The sequence below is a fragment of the Poritiphilus flavus genome, assembly GCF_009901585.1.
Classification (GTDB): Bacteria; Bacteroidota; Bacteroidia; order Flavobacteriales; family Flavobacteriaceae; genus Poritiphilus; species Poritiphilus flavus.
This window is the reverse complement of the sequence record NZ_WXYO01000009.1, coordinates 140592-161573: the sequence shown is the minus strand read 5'-3', so window position 1 is coordinate 161573 and position 20982 is coordinate 140592. Positions and strand designations below refer to the sequence as shown.

Genomic DNA, 20982 nt, shown 5'->3' with positions numbered 1-20982 from the left:
TATACTTCATTTATTGTACGTCCACAATGGCGCTGGTAGGCTTGCAGGGGTGATAACTTCCCCGCTCTTCGGGACCGCCACCGCCATCTTGGGGTTTATTAAGGTCAATATTTATTTTACCAAGTTGTTTCGGATCGATACGTTCAAAAGCCGCTAAATCCCTCAGGCGGGTTTCGCCTACTGAAGTTACAAAAATTTCATCCCCGTTTCGTTCCATAAATATTTCATCTACAAAACAGCAATTGGTCATATCATCCGGATCAAAGATCTTTGAAATACCGGTATCCACCGGAATGAAGAAAGCCTCTGCCTGAACAATGTCACCGGTTTTAAGCACTATCTCCTTCTCAGGCTTGTAGTGATCCATGACCTGATTGGTTGCCATCCCCTGTAAACCTACCTGGATCTTGTACTTCTGGCGGTTGGGGTACCTGGGATCCTTGTAATCCGGATCCGTAGCGTCTTTTGCTGACTGGAAGAAATCTACCTTTCCTGTCATGCCAATGGTAACACCACCTGAAAAATTCTGCAGATACAACTGCACCCTGTCCACCTGAAACGCGTCTTTGTCAATCTTCTTTCCTAAAAACTTCGCATAGATCAGATAGTGGGTTCCGTAATTTGTCTCAGAAAAGATGGGTTGCCAATCAGCGATCTGGGCCTTTTCTTCAGCAGTTGGGGTATCACTGATGTTTAATGTCTCAAAAGCAGCTATGCCTTCATCTAATTTCAAATTATACTTCAAATTTTCATGCATCGGTATGGGTTTTAATGGTTACACAATTATACTTTGGTCTAAATTTTCGGGGGTACCAAAAAATTGTGGGGTTTGGTGGTAGCCCTTTTGCTTATTGGGCAAATGGTTTTTTATATAATCCAAAAACTCTCTGAATGTCAGTTTTTGGGATTGTTGCAAGGATTGAGACAGATAATATGTAAAGACTCCTCTCATTGTTCCGCCAATTGCGTCTCCGTAGGCACGCTCCGATTGCCGGCAGGAGGTCAATACTACATGATTCTGATGATCTGAGCGCCATGGACTCGGGACAGAGGACCCCTGAAGTGTCGCTCCCCCGGAGTGGCAGGCATCAATGACGGTAACCAAACGGCTATGCGGATTCAAGTGGGATTCAAGAAGCTGACGGATTTCAGTGCTGTAAATCACATCGTCACTGGTTCTAAGACCTTCTACCAGCTCTTGCTTTCCGCCTTCGTCCACAATAAATTGTCCTCCATGACCGGAGAAAATGAAAATTCCGTAATCTCCAGCCTTCAGCGCAGATAAAAAATCCCGGTAGGAGTCGAGAATTGACCTCTTTGTAGTTTCCTTTACCTGGGTAAGCATGCGAATACTTGAGACGGGAAAGTCAAACTTTTGCATTAAAAGATCTTTCCAATCCCGGATATCCTGCAGGCAGGAAATCAGGGTATTGGCATCACGGTAATAATTAATTCCGACAATTAGGGAGAGACGAGTCATAAATATGAAACAAGTAAGACTTTTAAGTTCAGAAATACTATCCCCATTGATAGGGATTTTTATATTAAAATGCTCAAAATGAAAGAATAAAGAATTGAAAATGTAAGTAATATAATACTTTTTACATATTCTATTTAGGAATCAGCGGGTCTTTGAAATACCCAAAAGAACTTCTAAGCCAATTTAAGGAACACCGCCCATATTATTAGAAATATCAAGGTTTTTAATTATGATTTTCGACACCTTTTTTAGGCTTTCCATGCCGTATTTGTAAACGAATTACAATTTTGTTGAATTTTCTCACGGATTTTCTTAAAAAATACCCATTGTTGGGTATTGATCGACCTCTGTTTCAACACTATTTTGCGTCCTATATACAAAGCAATTTACTTAAGCGATCAAAATGAATTATTCCCCGATGTCCTTTCTTCGATGGTTTCATCATACTATCGTCCGATACCTCATGAACAGCGATCTGAATACCCATCTGGAATGCGGGCTCCGGGACAAATCGCCAAAGCTAGTTGCTTTAAACACAAAATATTGAGTTAGTTAAGTTGACCTAGTTAAAACCCGGCATTGCCCTACAAAAAATGTCGGGTTTTTAAAGAGTTTTGCTATGAAAATTGAAAACAAATTAGAAATATTTGCACATTACCTCAGAAAGGATAAAATTGAGGCTATAAAAGAAGCATATGAGTTGACGGAGTCGGAATTGCGATTTTTAATTCGTTTGAGAAGCAAATACAACCGAAACCAGAAATCGTTATTCAATAGCCTGATGACATAACCATTAACTCGTAATACCTTAACCCTCCATGAAAATGTACACTTTTGTTTCGGGGAACTCTTGGTGATACAGAAAGTGGAGGGTTTTTTCTTTCCTTTTAATTAGGCAAGCAGGCAACATTTATTGCAGCTTCCTTCATTTTTATTTAAGAAAATCCTTGGGGTTACTCCCGGACAAGATGCTTTGGAAAATCTGTTACCTCGGCACATCCGATTTGCTCCATGATCTGTTTCAACTGTGTTTTCAGTAAGGCAATAGTGTGATGGCCGCCATGCTTCCCAAGGGCGGAAACGCCGTACATAAAAGAGCGTCCCATAAAGGTAAACCGGGATCCACTGGCTATGGCCCTTGCAACGTCCGGTCCGGAACGCATTCCGCTGTCCATCATCACAGTGATCTGATCCCCGTATTTTTCCGCGATCCTGGTCATCGGTCTTATGGTAGACTCCCCGGCATCCAACTGTCGGCCGCCGTGATTGGAAACAATTATGCCGTCCAGACCCAACTGTATGGCTTTAAGGGCATCTTCTTCGGTGGCCACTCCTTTTAGAACCAGTTTGCCCTTCCAAAGGTCTCTTATCGGTGCGATTTTTTCAAGGGTCATACGCTTGGAGAAGGTCTGATCCATAAAACTTCCCAATTGCTGAAGATCCAGGTTTTTGGGCATATATGGTTTGAGCGTAGCAAACTGAGGAACACCGTGTTTCAGGGTTTGCAGGGCCCAGCCAGGCCTGCCCAGCATCTGCATAATATTCCTGCCAGTCATTTTTGGAGGCATTGCCAATCCATTTTTAATGTCTTTCGGGCGGAAACCAAAGGTGGGCACATCACATAGCAGGACCAGAACGGGGCAGCCCGCGGCCTCTGCCCTCGAAATGATGTCGTTCCGAACTTCCACCTCGCTGGGGTGATATAGTTGAAACCAGGCTCTGCCTTCGGTAAGCTCGCTGATCCGTTCTATGGGACTGGTGGTAACCGTACTCAAAATAAACGGGATATTGTGCTCAAAGGCGGCGCTAGCGAGGATTTCAGGAGCGTTTGGCCACATGAGTCCCTGAAGGCCTATAGGAGCAATACCAAAGGGTGCGCTATAACGGTGACCAAATAAATCGGTTTCCAGCCGGGCTTCTGAGAAGGTATCCAAATATTTGGGTTTCAATTCAACCTCCCTGATCTGAGCGGTGTTTTTGTGAAGGTTGACCTCTTCGTTGCAGCCTCCGTCCAGATATTCAAAAGCAAAACCGGGTATGCGTTTCCTTGCCCTTGCCCTCAGGTCTTCCACCGAGGGATAGCGAGGATCGAAATCTGGTTTGCGCAATCTTCCCATCGTATAACGGTCTCTTCAGGTTTTAGATACTGCTTCCAGGGCTTCAGCAGGATAAGGAATTGGAATACCCGTTTCCTTATCACTTGGCATTTGTGCCTGGACATTCTTCAAATGATCGGATAATAGCTTTGCCAATTCCCTTACTTTCTCAGGTTCCGCTTCTGCCCTATTGTCGGTTTCCCCAATATCCTCCGCCAAATTATAAAGTTCCATTCGCTGATCTTCGTGAAAGTAAATGAGTTTCCAATCTCCCTGGCGAACCGTACTGGATGCCCCAACTCCAGGTCCTGATGGTCCCCATTCATTTGGATAGTGCCAAAAAAGAGGTCTTTCTGAAGATAGGGCTTTTTCACCTAGTAGCTCGGGAATAAAACTCTGACCGTCTACCTCCTGAACCAATTCCAAATCCACTACCCCGGCTATTTCCAGAATAGTAGGAAAGAAATCTTCAATGATCACTTGCTGGTTGGAAACCGATCCCGGCGCCACTTTACCAGGCCACTTCACCAGCATGGGTTCGCGGATCCCGCCTTCGTAAGCTGAACCTTTTCCACTGGCCAAAGGGCGATTGTGGGTGTGTAACTCTCCTCCCCTTGCCACAGCGCTCAGGCCACCGTTGTCCGACATAAAAAGGATAACTGTATCATCACTTAGATCCTTGGAATCCAGATAATTCATAATATCGCCAAGGCTTTTGTCCATTCCCTCTATCATGGATGCATAACGCGCTTCAATGGAATCCAGTCCCTTTTCCAGGTATTTTTGAAAATACCTCTTATCTGCCATGATTGGCGTGTGCACAGTATAGTGAGCCATGTAGAGAAAAAAGGGCTGCTCTTTTTCAACCGCGACGTCCAATTCCTTTAGAGCTTCAACCGTCAACGCCTCGGTAAGATTTATTTCTTTTCCGTGGTATTCTTCAAGTCCGGGTACCGCCCAGACCGCACGCTTATCCTGGCCATTGCCAAAGTTTTCCAATCCGTAATAGCTTGCCGGTGCTCCTGCCGCATGTCCGGCGATATTCACCGTAAATCCCAAATTAAGCGGATCTTCCCCTACTGTTCCAATGGCGCCAAAATGAGCCTTGCCGGTATGAATGGTATAATATCCCGCATTCTTAAGCAATGAAGGGAAAGGCGTGGCATGGACCGCTTTGGGATCGGTACCACCAGGATCAATACCATTCACATTCCACTGAGGGAAGGACAAGTTTTCATGGTTTGTCTCCATAGGCTGCAATTGATCCTTTCTCAAGGTCCAGTTCGTTACCCGATGCCTTGCGGCATTCATCCCCGTTATAAGGCTAATGCGGGTAGGTGAACACACTGCCGTGGCATAGGCCTGGGTGAATTTCATCCCCTCAGCGGCCAGTCTTTCCATGTTTGGAGTATGGTAGCGCTCGTTAAATGGGGTCCTGGCTTTCCAAAAAGGAACAGAAGTATCCTGCCAACCCAGATCGTCCACAAAAAACAGTACGACATTAGGTGGCCGCTTGGCTTCTTTTTCAGGCGGCTTGCAGCCCGGGAGAAGTAGGGAGCACAGTAACAGTATGCAAACTGTATACCTCATTTATAAGTTTTAATATGAAACCACATTTTGTACAGAGCTTCCCAGGCCCTCAATTCCCAGTTCCACGGAATCACCAGGCACCAGGTATCTGGGCGGGTCCAGTCCCAGGCCTACACCCGAGGGGGTCCCCGTAGAAATAATGTCGCCAGGAAGCAAGGTCATGAATTCACTGATATAACTGATGAGCTTTGGGATCCCGAATACAAAATCCGATGTATTGCTATCCTGCATGGTTTCTCCATTTAGTTTTAACCAAAGTGGCAGCTTATGAGGATCAGAGATTTCATCCGTCGTAGCCATAAATGGGCCCAAGGGAGCAAAAGTATCACAACTCTTTCCTTTTACCCATTGCCCCTGACGCTCCAATTGATAGGCCCTCTCACTATAGTCATTATGAAGAAGATAACCCGCCACATAATCCATGGCGTCCTCTTCGCTTACGTAAGAAGCTTTTCGGCGGATAACAACGGCCAGTTCCACTTCCCAATCTGTTTTCAGACTATTTTTCGGAATGACGAGATCGTCATTAGGTCCTACAATGGCAGTTGTAGCCTTAAAGAACAATACGGGTTCCTCCGGAATTTCCATGCCGCTTTCCTGCGCGTGTTGCGCATAATTGAGTCCGACACAGATTATTTTTGAAGGCCTGGAAATAGGAGGTCCCAGGCGGGTATCCGGAGATACCACCGGGCAATTGCTTTGATGGTCACTGAGCCAATCTCGCAGACGGGAAATCCCCTCTGTACCAAAAAATTTCTCATCGTAATCCTCTCCGAAAGTGGAGACATCCAGCCAGCTTCCATCCGCATCCTGAATCCCGGGTTTTTCGGCCCCGTTTTCACCGAATCGTATTAGTTTCATATGTTATCCGTTTAATTTGATATAGCCTCCATCTATGGGAAAATCGGTTCCCGTGATAAACGAAGCTTCGTCTGAACAAAGGTATAATGCAAGGTTGGCCACTTCTACCGGGTTTCCCATCCTTCCTATAGGCTGGGTTTTGGATAGCTTTTGGAACATTTCCTGTTCCTGGCCTGGGTAGTTTTGTTTGAGGTAACCATCTACAAATGGTGTATGGATGCGCGCAGGTGAAATGCTGTTACATCTGATCCCGTATTCCAGATAATCCTTCGCCACAGAATAGGTCATGGTGAGCACCGCGCCCTTGGTCATTGAATAGGCAAAGCGTTCGGCAATTCCGAGGGACCCTGCCACAGAAGCCATATTGAGTATCACTCCTCCTTTTTCTTTCATATGAGGTATGGCCGCATGAACGCAATTATACACCCCCTTAATATTTACGCTGTAAAGCCGGTCCATGTCCTGTTCGGTAGTCGCTTCCACATTCCCGATATGAGCAATCCCGGCATTGTTGATCAGAATATCGATCCCTGAATCTCCCACAATAGATTGAATCGTTTTTAGAACGGCATCATGGTCGCTTACATCACAGCTATGCGGAATGGATACAAATCCTGCAGCATTGATCTCTTTTGAGATCTCTTCTGCCGCCTCGATATCCCTTTCAAGGATATTCACAGACGCTCCCTGTTCAGCCAACGTACTGGCTATTGCCTTACCAATACCACTGCCCCCGCCTGTAATAATGGAGGTTTTTCCTGCCAAGCTGAACTTCATATCGAGAGATTTTCATAAAAATAAACAATCAGTATTACTTTCAAACGATTACGGCATTTTTATATTCACAGCTTGCCATAATAGCCATTTTCTGATCAGGATTTGAATAATTTGGACTAACTTTAAGTTCTTTTACACCACAATTTTGTACACCATTGTCGACATAGAAACGACCGGTACCGGAATACAGGGAAACCGGATCACTGAAATTGCCATTTTTAAGTTTGATGGAAAGCAGGTGGTTGAGGAATTTACATCCCTGGTTAATCCGGAATGTGAGATCCCCTATTTCATTACCGGACTTACCGGGATAGACAATCATATGGTGCGTAATGCTCCCCTACTCGGCGAGATTGCCAATGAAATTGAGGAAATTACCCGGGACTGCGTATTTGTGGCCCATAGCGTTAATTTCGACTATAATGTGATCAAAAATGAACTCAGGGGAATTGGTATTGATTTTGTCCGAAAAAAATTGTGTACGGTAAGACTCTCAAGGCAATTGTTACCTGGCTTCCACTCTTATAGCCTTGGGAAACTGTGCTCTTCCCTTGATATTCCCATTACAGACCGGCACAGGGCTCGCGGAGATGCCTATGCTACAACCCTGCTTTTTAAAAAACTCATAGATATGGAAGGTGCAGAGACTGTTTTCCGGACCTTCCTGAATGCACGTTCCCAAGAGGCCACTCTTCCGCCGGGATTATCACGAGCAGTTTTTAACAAATTGCCCTCCAGGCCGGGAGTCTACTATTTCAAGAATAAGAAAGGAGAAATTATCTATGTGGGCAAGGCCGTAAATATCAAAAAAAGGGTGCTGGGACACTTTTACGACAAAGCGTCCCGGGAAATGGAACTCTGCCGGGAGACTTCGGACATCGCGTTTGAGTTATCCGGCAGCGAACTGTTGGCCTTACTCATGGAGTCCGGAGAGATAAAACGGCATTACCCAAAATTCAACAGGGCACAGAAACGCCCGGTACAGCAGTACGGGCTATTTAGCTATGTGGATAGGAAGGGTATCCGTCACCTGGCATTTAACAAATTAAGGCATGTTCCCCAAGCCTTGTTTATTTGTTACAACACTACAGATGCCAGGCTGTTTATGGAACAACTCTGCGAGGCGTATAAGCTCTGCCCCAAGTACTGCCATTTACAGGAACAGGTTAAGCACTGTTCTCACTTCAGACTTACCAACTGTGAAGGCATTTGCCGGGAAACAGAAGCTATTTCAGCCTATAATGAGAAAGTAGAAATGGCTATCCGGCATTTGAGTTCAACTAAAGAAGATTTCCTGATCAGGGAAAAAGGAAGAAACCCGGATGAAGATGCTGTTATTCTGGTACAAGAAGGGAATTACAGGGGATATGGCTTTATCTCTAAGGAACTGGAAATCCGTTCACTTGAGGATATACTTGCGCATATCAAGATAGAAAAGAATACACCGGAAACTACAAGACTGGTTGAATCTTATCGAATAAAACATCCTGAGAACGTTTTTAGCCTGTCACTAAAGGAAGTAGGTTGATCTGCCTACTTTTTCATCTTCTTATACATTCTGATGATAAAGAGCAGCCACAGTATAAAAATACAGGTGATAAAGACAGTATAATACGAAACAAGGTCCATGGTCTACAGCTTTAAAGTATGATTGACCGTTTTAGGATGGTCTTGAAACCGGGGATAGTTTCGGGGCCTAGCCGTTAGAGGTCCAAATCCTGGCAATAGATAGATATCTTCCCGGCTTTGTCAAACATTTCTTACTAAGTTAGGCAATCTGAGCCAGTTTAACGTTAAAAAATTGTGATTTCTTTAACATTTTCGACGAACTACCGACTTTTCGAAGCTCAAAACGCTCTCTTGCACCGTAAAAGCTGACAAATAAGCCCTAAATAACTCAATTTAGGCCTGATACTTCAGGATCGTTTTCTTTTTACACCACAGCTATTAATTCCCAAAGCGCCGTAGAGCGGACAAAAACTTACCAGAGAGGTCAGCGCAAATACAGCGGCAAAGGTAAGCGCAATATACCCCCAGCTACCTGTTACGTAATCAAGATATACCAATAGTACGGCGACAAGAGCTAAAACAATTCGGATCACGCGATCCAGGGCGCCCATATTCGTTTTCATATTCGATCACTTTTGCGAGAGACCGGATTTAAGGATCTCCCATCGATTTAAGGGATCAAGTTAGTTTTAAAGGCGCCAAATAACCATGATATCCATCAGTTAGAGCGTAGATGGGCAGACGTAGTCCGTCAGTTCCATACCGGCAGCCTTCATAGCTGCAAAACCACCTCCTATATCAATGAGATTATGAATTCCCCTGCTTTTTAGAATGGAAGCGGCGATAACTGAACGATAACCTCCTGCACAATGCACATAGAATGTTTCATTCTCCGGGAATTTACTCATATGGGTGCTCAGAAAGCTAAGAGGAGTGTTTATGGCGTCTACCAAATGCTCGGAGCCGAACTCACTTTCTTTACGGACGTCAAAAACAGTAGCTGGAGTAGTCTGGAGTCGCTTTTTAGCCGAGCTGGCTTCAACGGATTCTATGCTGTCAGTATCTTTGCCGGAGGCTTTCCAGGCTTCAAAACCGCCTTTGAGGTATCCCAAAGTCTGGTCAAATCCTACCCTGGACAGGCGAGTAACCGTCTCTTCTTCCTTGCCCAAAGGGGTCACCAACAGGATGGGTTGTTTTACGTCGGCAACAAGAGCACCTACCCAGGGGGCGAAGTCGCCATTCAGGCCTATAAAAATAGAACGGGGAATATGGCCCTTAACAAATTCATTCTGATGACGTACGTCTAGTACTAATGCTCCTGTTTCGTTGGCTATTGCTTCAAATTTCTCGGCAGGTATGGCCCGGGTTCCTCTTTCCAGGACGGTACCTATATCTTCATAGCCTTCTTTGTTCATTTTTACATTCAAAGGGAAATACTTTGGAGGTGGTAACAAACCTTCCGTGACTTCACTGATGAATTCATCTTTTGTCATATCTTCCCTTAAAGCGTAATTCATCTTTTTCTGATTGCCCAGAGTATCAACCGTCTCTTTCATCATATTTTTTCCACAGGCGGATCCCGCACCATGGGCCGGGTAAACGATCACCTCGTCACCCAAAGGCATGATCTTGTTTCGCAGGCTGTCATACAGAATACCTGCCAGGTCTTCCTTAGTCATATCCGCGGCTTTTTGAGCCAGATCAGGACGGCCAACATCCCCTAAAAACAGGGTATCTCCTGAAAAGATCGCATGGTCTTTCCCATCCTTGTCTATAAGCAGATAAGTAGTACTTTCCATAGTATGCCCGGGTGTATGCAATACTTTTATGGTGATCTCCCCCAGTCTGAATTCCTGACCGTCGGTGGCTATGAGCGCATCAAAAGAAGGTTTGGCTTCCGGCCCGTAAACGATGGGTGCACCGGTAGCTTTGGCCAGGGATAAATGCCCACTGACAAAATCCGCATGGAAATGCGTTTCAAAAATATATTTGATCTCCGCGCCATCTTTTTTAGCTCTTTCCAAATAAGGAGCCACTTCCCTCAGCGGGTCAATAATGGCCACTTCCCCATTACTTTCAATGTAGTAGGCTCCCTGGGCGAGGCAACCTGTGTAGATCTGTTCAATATTCATTTCCTGCTTCTTTATTTTTTTGCCAAAAGTACGGCTTATTCTTTACGATTCCCTTTATTCTGATGGGCAAGCCTCGATCCTATTTCAGAAATGGCCTTCGGATTGTCATAATAAGCGACGGCCTCCTTGGTTTCCACAAACAAGCAGTCCGGGCCCAATTCTTTAATGATCCCAGAATTAAAAATAATATCCCTGGCGGGGCCTATTGCCCCTGCTATATAGAAATTGATGTTTTTCGCGTGTAGCTCCCGAATGACCCTGATGAGCATTTGGGTGGCGCTGGCATCGATATAATTGATGGCCTCCGCATTGAGAATGACAGCTTTAAGCGCAGGGCCCTTCTTTACAATAAATTTTGACAGTTGATTCTTAAAGTAGTTGGCATTCCCAAAATACATTTGAGAATCAAAACGTACGATAAGCAGATCTTCCCGAACCTCAACTTTATCATCAAATCTGTTGATATTCCTGTAATAGTCAGACCCTTTAATGTTACCCAAAACGGCAAAGTGCGGCTTAGATGTACGGTAAACCATTAAAAGCAATGAAAACAGAATGCCGATCAATATGCCTTGTGTTATCCCCAAAAGCAGGGTCAGTAGAAAGGTCAGCAACAAAACGGCAAATTCGTCCTTACGCCGTTTCCAAAGATCCGCTGCGTAGGCAAGGTCTATCAACCGGATCACTGCCACGATGATAATACTGGCCAAAACGGCGTTCGGCAGAAAATAAAACAGCGGAGTAAGGAACAAGAGTGTTATTACCACCAGAATTACCGTAAACAAAGCAAAGAGATTGGTCTTTGCCCCGGCTTCGTAGTTAACCGCCGAACGTGAGAATCCACCGGTAACCGGGTAGGATTGAAAAAAGGAACCGGTCATATTTGCCGTACCCAGAGCCAGTAGCTCCTGGTTGGCATCCAGGGTGTCTTCGTCGTTCTTATCAGCAATGCCTTTGGCGATGGATATGGCTTCCAGGTAACCGACCAGTGCCAGGGTCAGGGCGAATGGCCATAGTTCCAGAAACAATTCCATGCTGTATGTTGGGACCTGAAATACAGGCAGTCCGGCAGGTATACGACCCACCACCTGGACTCCATGACCTTCCAGTTTAAAGAAATAGACTGCGATTATACCTAGTATTACTACCAGTAAGACGGCTGGAATCCGACGACTTAATTTTCTTAGTGCCAAAAGCAGCACTATCCCCAACAGCCCAATGGAGAGGTCAAATACATTCGTCGCTTCCAGTTTTTGGGCAAGACCGTAAAGTATAGGATAAAAGGAGGATACCCCGTTTAGTTGAACTCCTAACAAATGCTTCAACTGACTTACAATGATGATTAAGGCAGCTGCCGAGGTAAAGCCGCTTATTACGGGTTTGGATAAAAAGTTCACTAAAAAGCCCATTCTCAAAAGGCCAAACAGGAACTGAATAGCCCCCACCAAAAATGCCAGAAAAATAGCGGCCACAATATAGTTCTCCGGCTGAACCAGCCCTAAACTTCCAAGGCCAACTGCTACAAGAAGTGAATCCAGTGCCACCGGGCCTATAGCCAGTTGCCTGGAGGTTCCCATAAGCAAATAGATCAGCAAAGGTACCAGGGAGGCATAGAGTCCATATTCGGGAGGTAGGCCAGCCAGCATGGCGTAGGCCATACCTTGAGGGACTATCACCACACCTACGGTTATACCTGCAATAAGGTCTTTGGGTAGGTCCGATAGCTTATAGCTGCGTAACCAATGTATACTGGGAAGAAATCCTTGCATCGGCCCAAATTTAGCATTTAATGACTAAACATGGGTAACCTGTGTTACGCTCAGCAAATGTGATTTAACTTTAGTGTCCTTACTGCTGTTTGAAATATTCTTTCTTGTAGAATTCACCTAATTCCGGGGTAAGCAAGAGTACCTCGGGCTTGTCTTTTCGCAGCAATACCTGCCAGTTATCAAAAACTTCCCAGGCTTCGTTCTTAAAAATGATTTCCCCATAAGCCTCGATCAGCTTTTGCCTTATGCGATCTTCTTCGCCCTTCCCGGTTAGAATCCACACCACATTCAGTTGTTCATCCCCGAATCGGGCCTCGAATTTCCTGGGGAATCCCGCGTACTCAATCCCAAAACAGTCCAGCTGTAGTTGGGCATTCGGGTCGCTACCGTCCAGTTTCATGGTATTAGTGAACATGGAAGCTTTCTCAAGTACTGGTTGGAGGTCTTCAAGCTTTCCACCCATTTTCACAAATTCAGGTACTTTAGCGGAGGTCTCGTAGGTTTTAGGCTGTCCCCCATTGGAGGGCAGGTACGGATTGTCCCAGGTAAAAAGGTTCGGATGGGCTGCCTCAGGGGTCAGGATCCAAACTTTGTCTTCGGCGGGTTTGGTCACAATGTAGTCCTTCCAGTAAGCCCCATACCCCATATAGGTTTGAGCAGTATCCTTTCTATGTCCGGTGAGCGCTTCCACCGCGTTCCCATAGGCCTGGATATAGGACAGTTTATCATCCGCAAAGGTAAACACCACCTCCGCGATGGTTCCGGACTGGGTTTGATAATTCTGACAGACCACATGGGCTTCGCTGGACTTTGATAGTGGAAAGCCTGGGCTTTCTACCTCAATAAGCTTGATCTGCTGTGCGTAAGGTTCCATTTTGGCTTTGCCACTTGCCAGGGATTCGTATAGCTCCAGGCCGTGAAATAATTTTTCGGTTTGCGCATAGCTCATCCCAGGAATACTTAGGCAAAAAAGTACTCCTAATAGTAATAGTGATCGCATGAGTTCGTTTTTAGATTGATTTCTCAAAAGACGAGCAGAAATCGCAGTTGTTACAGTGGATTGGGGTGAAAAATCAAAAAACTTAGAGTTGCAACAGTTTGATCGCATGACGCTCCATAGCAATTTTACCCTCCCGCTCGAGCCGCTTTAGCAATCGGGAAACCACTACTCTGGAAGTATGCAGATCCAGCGCCACTTCCTGATGTGTAGCGTGGATTACATCGTCATGGGTAACCATGGCCCTATCCTGTAGGTATTTTAACAGCCTTTCGTCCATTTTCATGAAGGCCAGCGTATCCACGGTCTCCAGAAGTTCGGTCATCCTGCCATGGTAACTGTCCAACACAAAACGGCGCCAGCTTTGGTACTTTTCCATCCAGAGTTCCATATAAGCGACTGGGATCATCACCAGCCGCGTATCTACTTCGGCCACAGCCCTTATCTCACTTGTTCCACTGCCCATGCAACAGCTGAAGGTCATTGCGCAGCTATCACCTTTTTCAATAAAATAAAGTAGCAATTCGTCTCCGTCCTTATCTTCCCGCAGGATCTTAATGGCTCCCTCGAACAGCAATGGCATAAAACGGATCTCCTGATTCAGGTCTATCAGAATGTCTCCCTGTTTCACTTCCATTAGCCGGCCCACTTTTTCAATTTCGCTCAGCAGGCTATCTTCGAAGACGTAACCGTAATGTTTCTCCAGATCAGCTTTCATCTGTTCGCTTTGGATTCAACCAGACTTTATAGATAGCCGGGGGTTGCAGCAGCTGCTCAAAACCCTCATGTAATTGGCTTTGAGGTACAGCATAGGGATAGAAAGTGATGGGTTCTATGCATACCATATTGCTCACCTCGGTCCACAGCATAAAATGTTTAAAACCCTGCGTCCTTATTTCTAAATGGTTTTTATCTTTTAACAAGACAACATTAGTTTCAGGGACCTCCAGTGCCCTGCTTCCAACTGCCAGTACTTCCTCAAGCGAAATACGCTTGTTCTCAACGATTATTTCCGGTTTCTCAGTGTGAATTTTAAATGCCGGATGATAGCCAAGCATATAAGGCATTCCCGAAGGGCCTGAGATCTCAAATCGCACTTCCAGTCCATCCTTCCTCAAGGTAAATTCTTTTATAAATTCAAAATCATAAGGCCATTCCAACCACTCCACTTCAGACTTGGCGGGATATTTGGAGTTCCGAACCAATGTTCCTGCGGTATAAAGCTTTCGGAAAACAGCGGTGGTTTCCGTATTTGAGATCAATTCATAATCCAATTCCCTCAAGAGGCCGTGTTGATCCTGTATCGCTCTGCCCGCATCTACCTCTACCTGAAAACCCGCTTCGGCTGTTGGTCCTATTAGCGGAAACATTTCCGTATCAGAGCTTCGCCAGCCGGGGCTGCCTTTTTGGTGGATAAATTCATGTCCCCGTTGTTGGTAGCCTGTTAATTCTCCTCCGTCTATCTTTACTTCCTGATCTTTGAGTTGTAATTGAACCATCATTCAGGAATTGATCAGGCGATAAATCAGTATGGCCGTTCTCTTGGTCAGGGCCTCAATGGTATTCAGGTTTACGGTCTCCTCGGGAGTATGGGCACCAGTTCCCATGGTACCAAGCCCATCCAGGCAGTCTACATATTCTGCGACAAACGAAGTATCCGCGGCTCCTCTTTTTCCCGGGTCATAACCGAATACCTCCCCCTGACCGAGATCCAGACTTACGCGGTTAAGATCTGCCAGTAATCTTTGATTTCCTTCCTTCGGGACCATAGCGGGATAGCTATCCGTAAAACTGATCTTTGAAGAGGTTTTTGGCAGACTGTTTGCCACAATCTCCCTCATTTTGGCCCTGGCGCTTTCTTTCTGTTCTTCAGAGATAAACCGAAGGCCGCCACGTACCGTAGCTGTCTGGGCAACCACATTGCTTTTGCCAAAAGCAGTGGCAGAGCTGCTCGCCTTATCAAATTCAGTAAAGGTTCCGCCCATGATAATTCCGGGATTGAAGGTCAAAAACTCCTCACCTCTAACTTCTTCGTAGAATGCATTGAGTATCCTGGAAACTTCAAAAATGGCCCCTGCTCCAACGCGGTCACTAAAAACCCCTGAAGAGTGAGCCCTTTTCCCTTCAACCTCCACCATCCATCCGGAAGCTCCTCTACGGGCCACTGTCGCATAATTAAAGCCGGTGGATGTTTCAAAACCCAGGCCTATATCGCTACGCTTTGCAGCATCGATAAGCGGCTTTCTGCTAATTTCCAGCGGTTTTCCTGTGCTTTCCTCATCGCCGGTAAACGCCACAATAATCTGTGCATCTTTTAGCAGTCCGTTTTCATGCAAGGCTTTAAGGGCGTACAGTACAATAACATTACCTCCTTTCATGTCGTTCCCCCCCGGGGCATGGGCTATGCTGTCATTAACCATTTCGAATTTCTGGAATGGGCTGTTTTCTTCAAAAACCGTATCCAGGTGCCCAATAAGAAGTAATTTTTTTCCCTTAGTACCCGTAGTTTCGGCAAACAGGTGCCCTGCCCTGTTCATTTCCGCGGGCATATCGATCCATTTTGTCGTGAAATCCAAACCTTCAAAGGCCTCAGCGAACACTTTACCTACCTTCTGAACGCCTTTGGCATTTAAGGTTCCGCTGTTAATGTTAACTACCTCCTCCAGGAAAGCTATGGCCGCCTGGTTATTTTTTTCGATGGATTTGACGATCTTTTTTTCTGTTCTGGAAAGTTTCTGGGAGATGGCCGGACTGCAAAAAAATGACCAGACCAAGAGGGCCAGAATGCATTTAATTCTCATAAAAAGGGTTTTTGACAAGATACCAAATCTATTCCAAAAAGCCCTGTTCCTTCATCCAGTCGTCATTAAAAATTTTGCCCACATAACGGCTTCCATGATCGTGAAAAAGGACGACGACAACATCGTCTTTGGAGAAATGTTCTTTAAGTTGCAAAACTCCCTTTATGGCAGCTCCGGCAGAGTTTCCCAGGAACATCCCTTCTTCTCTTGCCAGCCTTCGGGTGTATACCGCGGCATCAATATCCGTAACCTTGGTAAAGCCGTCTATGATCTTAAAATCCACATTTTCAGGAAGAATATCTTCCCCAATACCTTCGGTAACGTAGGGGTAAATCTCGTTTTCATCAAATATGCCTGTCTCGTGATACTTCTTGAAGACCGAGCCATAGGTGTCAACACCCCAAACTTTAACATTGGGGTTTTTGGATTTCAAATAACGCCCAACACCTGAAATAGTGCCCCCTGTTCCTACTCCTACCACAAAGTGGGTAACTTTTCCTTCGGTCTGCTCCCAAATTTCAGGACCAGTGCTGTTAAAGTGAGCTTTGGTGTTTGAGGGATTGTCATACTGGTTTACATACCACGAGTTCGGGATCTCCGTGGCCAGTCTCCTGGCGGTTGAATAATAGCTTTGAGGGTCGTCCGGGGCCACATCCGTTGGGCATATATAAACCTCACTGCCCATAGCCTTTAGTATGTCAATCTTTTCCTTGGATTGTTTATCGCTGATCACACAGATCATCTTATAGCCTTTGATAACGGCTGCCAGGGCCAGGCCCATTCCAGTATTGCCGGAAGTACCTTCAATTATGGTTCCTCCTGGCTTAATCTTCCCTTCGCGCTCGGCATCTTCCACCATTTGGAGAGCCATACGATCCTTTACGGAATTACCGGGATTAAAAGTTTCGTATTTGGCCAACACCAAGCAGGGCAATTCCGCTGTGAGCTTATTGATCTGCACCAGCGGCGTGTTTCCAATGGTCTCCAAAATGTTTTTGGCGTATTTCATAAACGTTTCAGGTATTAGCACAGAGAACCGGCTACTGTTTTGCGCCTGCAAAGGTACAGCTAATTAATGGGAAATGATGCGCTATGAAGACTGATTTTGACCTCAGCAAGAACTATACTCACTCAAATTTGATAGCTTTTACAGGACTGATCTTAGTTATTATGTAAGAAGGCACCAAAAGCATTAATAGGCACAAAAGCAATACTCCAAGATTTAAAAGCAAAACTGAAGGGAGATCAACGTGAACAGGAATATAATCAATGTAGTATTCCTTGGGGTTTGGAAATTTGAAAATACGATACCGATGTTGGACCCAAATGATCCCAAGTCCGATGATATTACCCCAGAGCAATCCCACGCTGATCAGATAGGCGGCATTGTACAAGAACACCTTTCGGATACTCCAGTTGGCACTTCCCAGAGCTTTTAAAATACCGATCATCTGTGTTCGTTCCAGGATGAGGACCAGCAGAGCCGTGATCATATTTATGCCACCAACTATGATCATGATACCGATGATCAGGGCAATGTTGAAATCAAACAGTCCGATCCATTCAAAGATCTGATAATATTTATTCCGCAGGGTTTGGGTATCCAGGTCGGACAGGGTTTTGCCGTAGATCTCCCTGCTCTTCTCCTCCATATCGTCAAAATTATCCAGGAAGACTTCGAAATTACCTATCTGATCCGACTGCCATTTGTTCATCCTTTGAATATGCCTGATATCGACAAAAATATAGGTATCCAGTTCCTCAAAACCACTGTTGTAGATGCCCTTTATGGTAAACCTGCGCTGATTGGGTTTTGTAGGGTCTTCTTCTTTAGGAAAGAAGGCAAAAAAGGTGTCCCCTAGTTTTAGTTTTAGTCGATTGGCCAGCAAACTAGACATTAGTACTTCCGTGTTCAGCTCTCCGGAATAATCAGGAAGACTACCTTCTTCCAGAAATTCCTCCATCACGGACCATTGATAGTCCTTCCCTACTCCTTTTGCTATAAAGCCTTCAAAGGTATCCGCAGTTCTGATGATTCCGGCCTTGGTGGCTACTGCCTGAACATGCGATATTCCATCAACCGATTTAAATTCCGGATAGAAGTCCTGATCCGTTGAAACCGGATTTACGGAGATATCCGAATTGTTGGTATCGTAATTATAGATCTGAATGTGCCCGTTGAAGGCCGCGACCTTTTCTCTTATTTTATATCGCAGGCCCACCCCGGTTGCCATAGCGGCCAGCATCATAATAATGCCTATTGCTATTGCGGCAATGGCTATTTTTATAATTGGAGCTGAAATACTAATTTTATGCTCCTTACCGGTTACAAGGCGCTTGGCGATAAAGAATTCGAAATTCAATTCATGGCATTTTTATCCAGCATCAAAAATACATTATTCCTGATTATATTACTTTCAGCTTGTGGAATCTCTGAGCGGAAGAAATCTCCTGAAATTGCAAATAACAAGGAGGAGATCCGGATCTCGGAACCCCGTGTGATCGTTGCCTCAAACCGGACTGAGAGCTATCTGCCTATACTAAAGGATAAAAAAATAGGGGTGGTGGCAAACCAAACCAGCGTTATTTTTAAGGATACACAATCAACTATCTATACCCATTTGGTAGATTCTTTACGCTCTCTTAAGGTAGATATCCGAAAAGTTTTTGCACCGGAACATGGATTCCGCGGTAAAGCCGATGCAGGAGAACACGTTAAAGACGGGATTGATACCAAAACCGGACTACCTATTATTTCCCTTTACGGCAAGAACAGAAAACCAAGTCAGGAACAATTAAAAGGTTTGGATCTTGTATTGTTCGACATTCAGGACGTGGGGGTGCGTTTCTATACCTATATCGCAACACTGCAATTGGTGATGGAAGCCTGTGCCGAACAGCAAATTCCGGTGATCGTGCTGGACAGGCCTAATCCCAATGGACATTATGTGGATGGACCTACCATGGAAGAAGCGCATACAGGATTTCTGGGAATGACCCCAATTCCTCTGGTCTATGGCATGACGATTGGCGAGTATGCCGAAATGATCAACGAGGAAGGCTGGATGCAGGACAAGATCAAAGCGGACCTTACGGTGATCCCAATGGAGCATTACACCCACCATACACAGTATTCCCTGGCCATCAGGCCTTCTCCTAACCTCCCTAATGATAAAGCTATAAACCTATATCCAAGCCTGGGGCTGTTTGAAGGCACCAATGTAAACGCGGGCCGGGGTACCGAATTTCAATTTCAGCGCTATGGGGCTTCCTTCCTGGATTCTGTCAATTACGAATTTAGCTATACTCCGAGGCCCAATTTTGGCTCTAAGAGTCCAAAGCAAAACGGTTTGACCTGCTTTGGAAAAGACCTGCAGCATGCCCCACATATGAGCGAAGTTTCTCTAAAATGGATCATTGATGCCTACAATAACAGTGCGGATAAATCCCTTTTTTTTAATACCAGCGGATTCACCAGGCATGCCGGTACTGAAAAGCTACAACAGCAAATTGAGGCCGGCCTGACTGGGGAACAGATCAAAGCCAGCTGGGAAGAGGACCTTCTTGGATTCAAAGCGATCAGACAAAAGTATCTGAAGTATCCGGATTAGCCGCCTTAACGGAAGTTACTGGTTTTCCATCCGAAACTTCTACAGTAGTTGGTCTGCGATATTTGTGAAATGGCTGTTTTAAGAGACCAATAATGCTGCCGTTCTCCTTACGATCCGGGAAGGTATCCACCCCGTAGACTATGGAATCCCTGTCCAGTTTCATAAAAGTACCGAACATACGGTCCCAAATGGAGAATATATTCCCGTAGTTAGAGTCTGTATAAGGTAGCACGAAGTGATGATGTACCTTGTGCATATCCGGAGAAACAATCACCCAACTCAAAAGCTCATCGACTTTTTTAGGTAACCTGATATTCGCATGACCGAACTGTGTAGCCACCAACGAAAGTGATTGATACAACATGACTATCCCGATCGGTGTACCGACAACAAAAACGCCAAAAAGGGTAAAACTAAATCGGATCAAACTCTCCAGCGGATGATGCCTGTTGGCCGTTGTAGTGTCCACTTCATGGTCGGTATGGTGAACTAGGTGTATCATCCATAGCGGTTTAACCTTGTGTTCCACATAGTGTGCCAGGTAAGCCCCGAAGAGATCCAACAGCAGAACACCCAACAAGATATAGAGCCACAGAGGCATTTCTGGCAGCCAGTTGATCAGTCCGAAATCATTTTCCCCTACCCAATCGCTGGTCATAAGTAATAAAAATGCCAGGGCGAAATTGACGATAATGGTGGTGAGGGTGAAAAAGAAATTTGGAAGGGCATGCCTCCATTTCCTGTAGTTGAATTTGAAAAGGGGAACAGCACCTTCGAGCAACCAGAAAAACGTAATTCCCAAAACCAGGATCAGGCTTCTGTGCGTGGAAGGAATGTTTTCAAAATAGTTCAGAATTGTCTCCATGAGGTAAAGATAGGGAAATAGTAGGCAGTCTGCAGTGGGCAGTTGACAGTAATCAGTGAACAGTAACCAGTGAACAGTAATCAGTAAACAGTGAACAGTAATCAGTGGGCAGTGGGCAGTGAGCAGTGGGCAGTGGGCAGTGAGCAGCTCCTTTATCATCTTCAAACCGTTATTTTACAATTTCACGATTTCACAGTTTTACAATTTCACATTTTTTTGCCAGTACTACCTCATTTAGAAATCAACAATCACAACTCAAAACCTTACAATTAAACTTAAACCTGCACTTGTACTTATTCTTTATCTTTTCTGCTTTTAAATTGCAGTAATAACCTCTAACTTAAGTTTGGGGTGGGGCTTAGAGCCCCGGTTTCAGTATTCAGTTGGAAGTCCTCCTTCGCTAAAGCTTCGGAGGATGAATGCATTGAGCTATTATGTCAGGTCGAGCGCAGTCGAGACCTAATTTAGGATAGTGTCATAAACTGTCCCAATAG

At 45.1% G+C, this 20982-nt stretch carries 18 protein-coding genes; 2 read left to right on the top strand and 16 right to left on the bottom strand.

Annotated features, from left to right (window positions below; translation table 11 throughout):
- Positions 1-10: 10 nt before the first annotated feature.
- The 6 genes from GTQ38_RS19900 to GTQ38_RS19875 all read right to left on the bottom strand — a co-directional run bounded on the left by GTQ38_RS19900 (position 11) and on the right by GTQ38_RS19875 (position 6804).
- Positions 11-757, bottom strand: coding sequence for a hypothetical protein (locus tag GTQ38_RS19900; RefSeq protein ID WP_161437333.1), 747 nt, complete (start codon positions 755-757; stop codon positions 11-13).
- 18 nt (positions 758-775) lie between these two features.
- Positions 776-1480: a caspase family protein gene (locus tag GTQ38_RS19895; protein ID WP_161437332.1), complete on the bottom strand. Its 705-nt coding sequence runs from the start codon at positions 1478-1480 to the stop codon at positions 776-778.
- Between the two features lie 953 nt (positions 1481-2433).
- A complete protein-coding gene (locus GTQ38_RS19890) occupies positions 2434-3597 on the bottom strand; it encodes an alpha-hydroxy acid oxidase (protein ID WP_161437331.1) in 1164 nt (387 codons plus the stop codon).
- Between the two features lie 15 nt (positions 3598-3612).
- Positions 3613-5166 (bottom strand): sulfatase, encoded by a 1554-nt coding sequence (locus tag GTQ38_RS19885; RefSeq protein ID WP_161437330.1) that lies wholly within the window; start codon positions 5164-5166, stop codon positions 3613-3615.
- A 9-nt stretch (positions 5167-5175) separates the two neighbouring features.
- Positions 5176-6027, bottom strand: coding sequence for a fumarylacetoacetate hydrolase family protein (locus tag GTQ38_RS19880; protein WP_161437329.1), 852 nt, complete (start codon positions 6025-6027; stop codon positions 5176-5178).
- Positions 6028-6030: 3 nt separating this feature from the next.
- Entirely contained in the window at positions 6031-6804 is a 774-nt protein-coding gene (locus GTQ38_RS19875; RefSeq protein WP_161437328.1) for an SDR family NAD(P)-dependent oxidoreductase, read from the bottom strand.
- Positions 6805-6949: 145 nt separating this feature from the next.
- Between GTQ38_RS19875 and GTQ38_RS19870 the strand changes: the two genes are divergently transcribed.
- Positions 6950-8332, top strand: coding sequence for an exonuclease domain-containing protein (locus tag GTQ38_RS19870; RefSeq protein WP_161437327.1), 1383 nt, complete (start codon positions 6950-6952; stop codon positions 8330-8332).
- Positions 8333-8720: 388 nt separating this feature from the next.
- On the opposite strand, the gene GTQ38_RS19865 is transcribed toward GTQ38_RS19870, so the two are convergent.
- The 9 genes from GTQ38_RS19865 to GTQ38_RS19825 form a co-directional block, all read right to left on the bottom strand.
- Entirely contained in the window at positions 8721-8936 is a 216-nt protein-coding gene (locus GTQ38_RS19865; RefSeq protein ID WP_161437326.1) for a YgaP family membrane protein, read from the bottom strand.
- 99 nt (positions 8937-9035) lie between these two features.
- Positions 9036-10445, bottom strand: a complete 1410-nt coding sequence (locus tag GTQ38_RS19860) for an MBL fold metallo-hydrolase (protein ID WP_161437325.1) — start codon at positions 10443-10445, stop codon at positions 9036-9038.
- Between the two features lie 35 nt (positions 10446-10480).
- Positions 10481-12214, bottom strand: a complete 1734-nt coding sequence (locus GTQ38_RS19855) for a SulP family inorganic anion transporter (RefSeq protein WP_161437324.1) — start codon at positions 12212-12214, stop codon at positions 10481-10483.
- 79 nt (positions 12215-12293) lie between these two features.
- Positions 12294-13214 carry a hypothetical protein gene (locus tag GTQ38_RS19850; RefSeq protein WP_161437323.1) on the bottom strand — a complete coding sequence of 307 codons (921 nt, stop codon included), beginning with the start codon at positions 13212-13214 and terminating at the stop codon, positions 12294-12296.
- An 82-nt stretch (positions 13215-13296) separates the two neighbouring features.
- The gene (locus tag GTQ38_RS19845) at positions 13297-13929 is read right to left on the bottom strand and encodes a Crp/Fnr family transcriptional regulator (RefSeq protein WP_161437322.1); all 633 of its coding nucleotides are present in this window, start codon (positions 13927-13929) and stop codon (positions 13297-13299) included.
- Positions 13919-14713, bottom strand: a complete 795-nt coding sequence (locus tag GTQ38_RS19840) for an aldose epimerase family protein (protein ID WP_317169096.1) — start codon at positions 14711-14713, stop codon at positions 13919-13921. Before GTQ38_RS19840 ends, GTQ38_RS19845 begins: the two co-directional genes overlap by 11 nt.
- The gene (locus GTQ38_RS19835) at positions 14714-16012 is read right to left on the bottom strand and encodes a M20/M25/M40 family metallo-hydrolase (RefSeq protein WP_161437321.1); all 1299 of its coding nucleotides are present in this window, start codon (positions 16010-16012) and stop codon (positions 14714-14716) included. It lies immediately after the preceding gene.
- A 28-nt stretch (positions 16013-16040) separates the two neighbouring features.
- Positions 16041-17021 (bottom strand): PLP-dependent cysteine synthase family protein, encoded by a 981-nt coding sequence (locus tag GTQ38_RS19830; protein ID WP_161437320.1) that lies wholly within the window; start codon positions 17019-17021, stop codon positions 16041-16043.
- A gap of 118 nt (positions 17022-17139) precedes the next feature.
- Complete coding sequence (locus GTQ38_RS19825; RefSeq protein WP_161437319.1) at positions 17140-18375, bottom strand: ABC transporter permease; 1236 nt, start codon at positions 18373-18375, stop codon at positions 17140-17142.
- 3 nt (positions 18376-18378) lie between these two features.
- Between GTQ38_RS19825 and GTQ38_RS19820 the strand changes: the two genes are divergently transcribed.
- On the top strand, positions 18379-19623 hold the full coding sequence (locus GTQ38_RS19820) for an exo-beta-N-acetylmuramidase NamZ family protein (RefSeq protein WP_161437318.1): 1245 nt from the start codon (positions 18379-18381) through the stop codon (positions 19621-19623).
- Here GTQ38_RS19820 and GTQ38_RS19815 read toward each other — a convergent pair.
- Positions 19592-20488, bottom strand: coding sequence for a sterol desaturase family protein (locus GTQ38_RS19815; protein ID WP_161437317.1), 897 nt, complete (start codon positions 20486-20488; stop codon positions 19592-19594). The two genes, GTQ38_RS19820 and GTQ38_RS19815, sit on opposite strands and share 32 nt — an antisense overlap.
- Between the last annotated feature and the right edge of the window lie 494 nt (positions 20489-20982).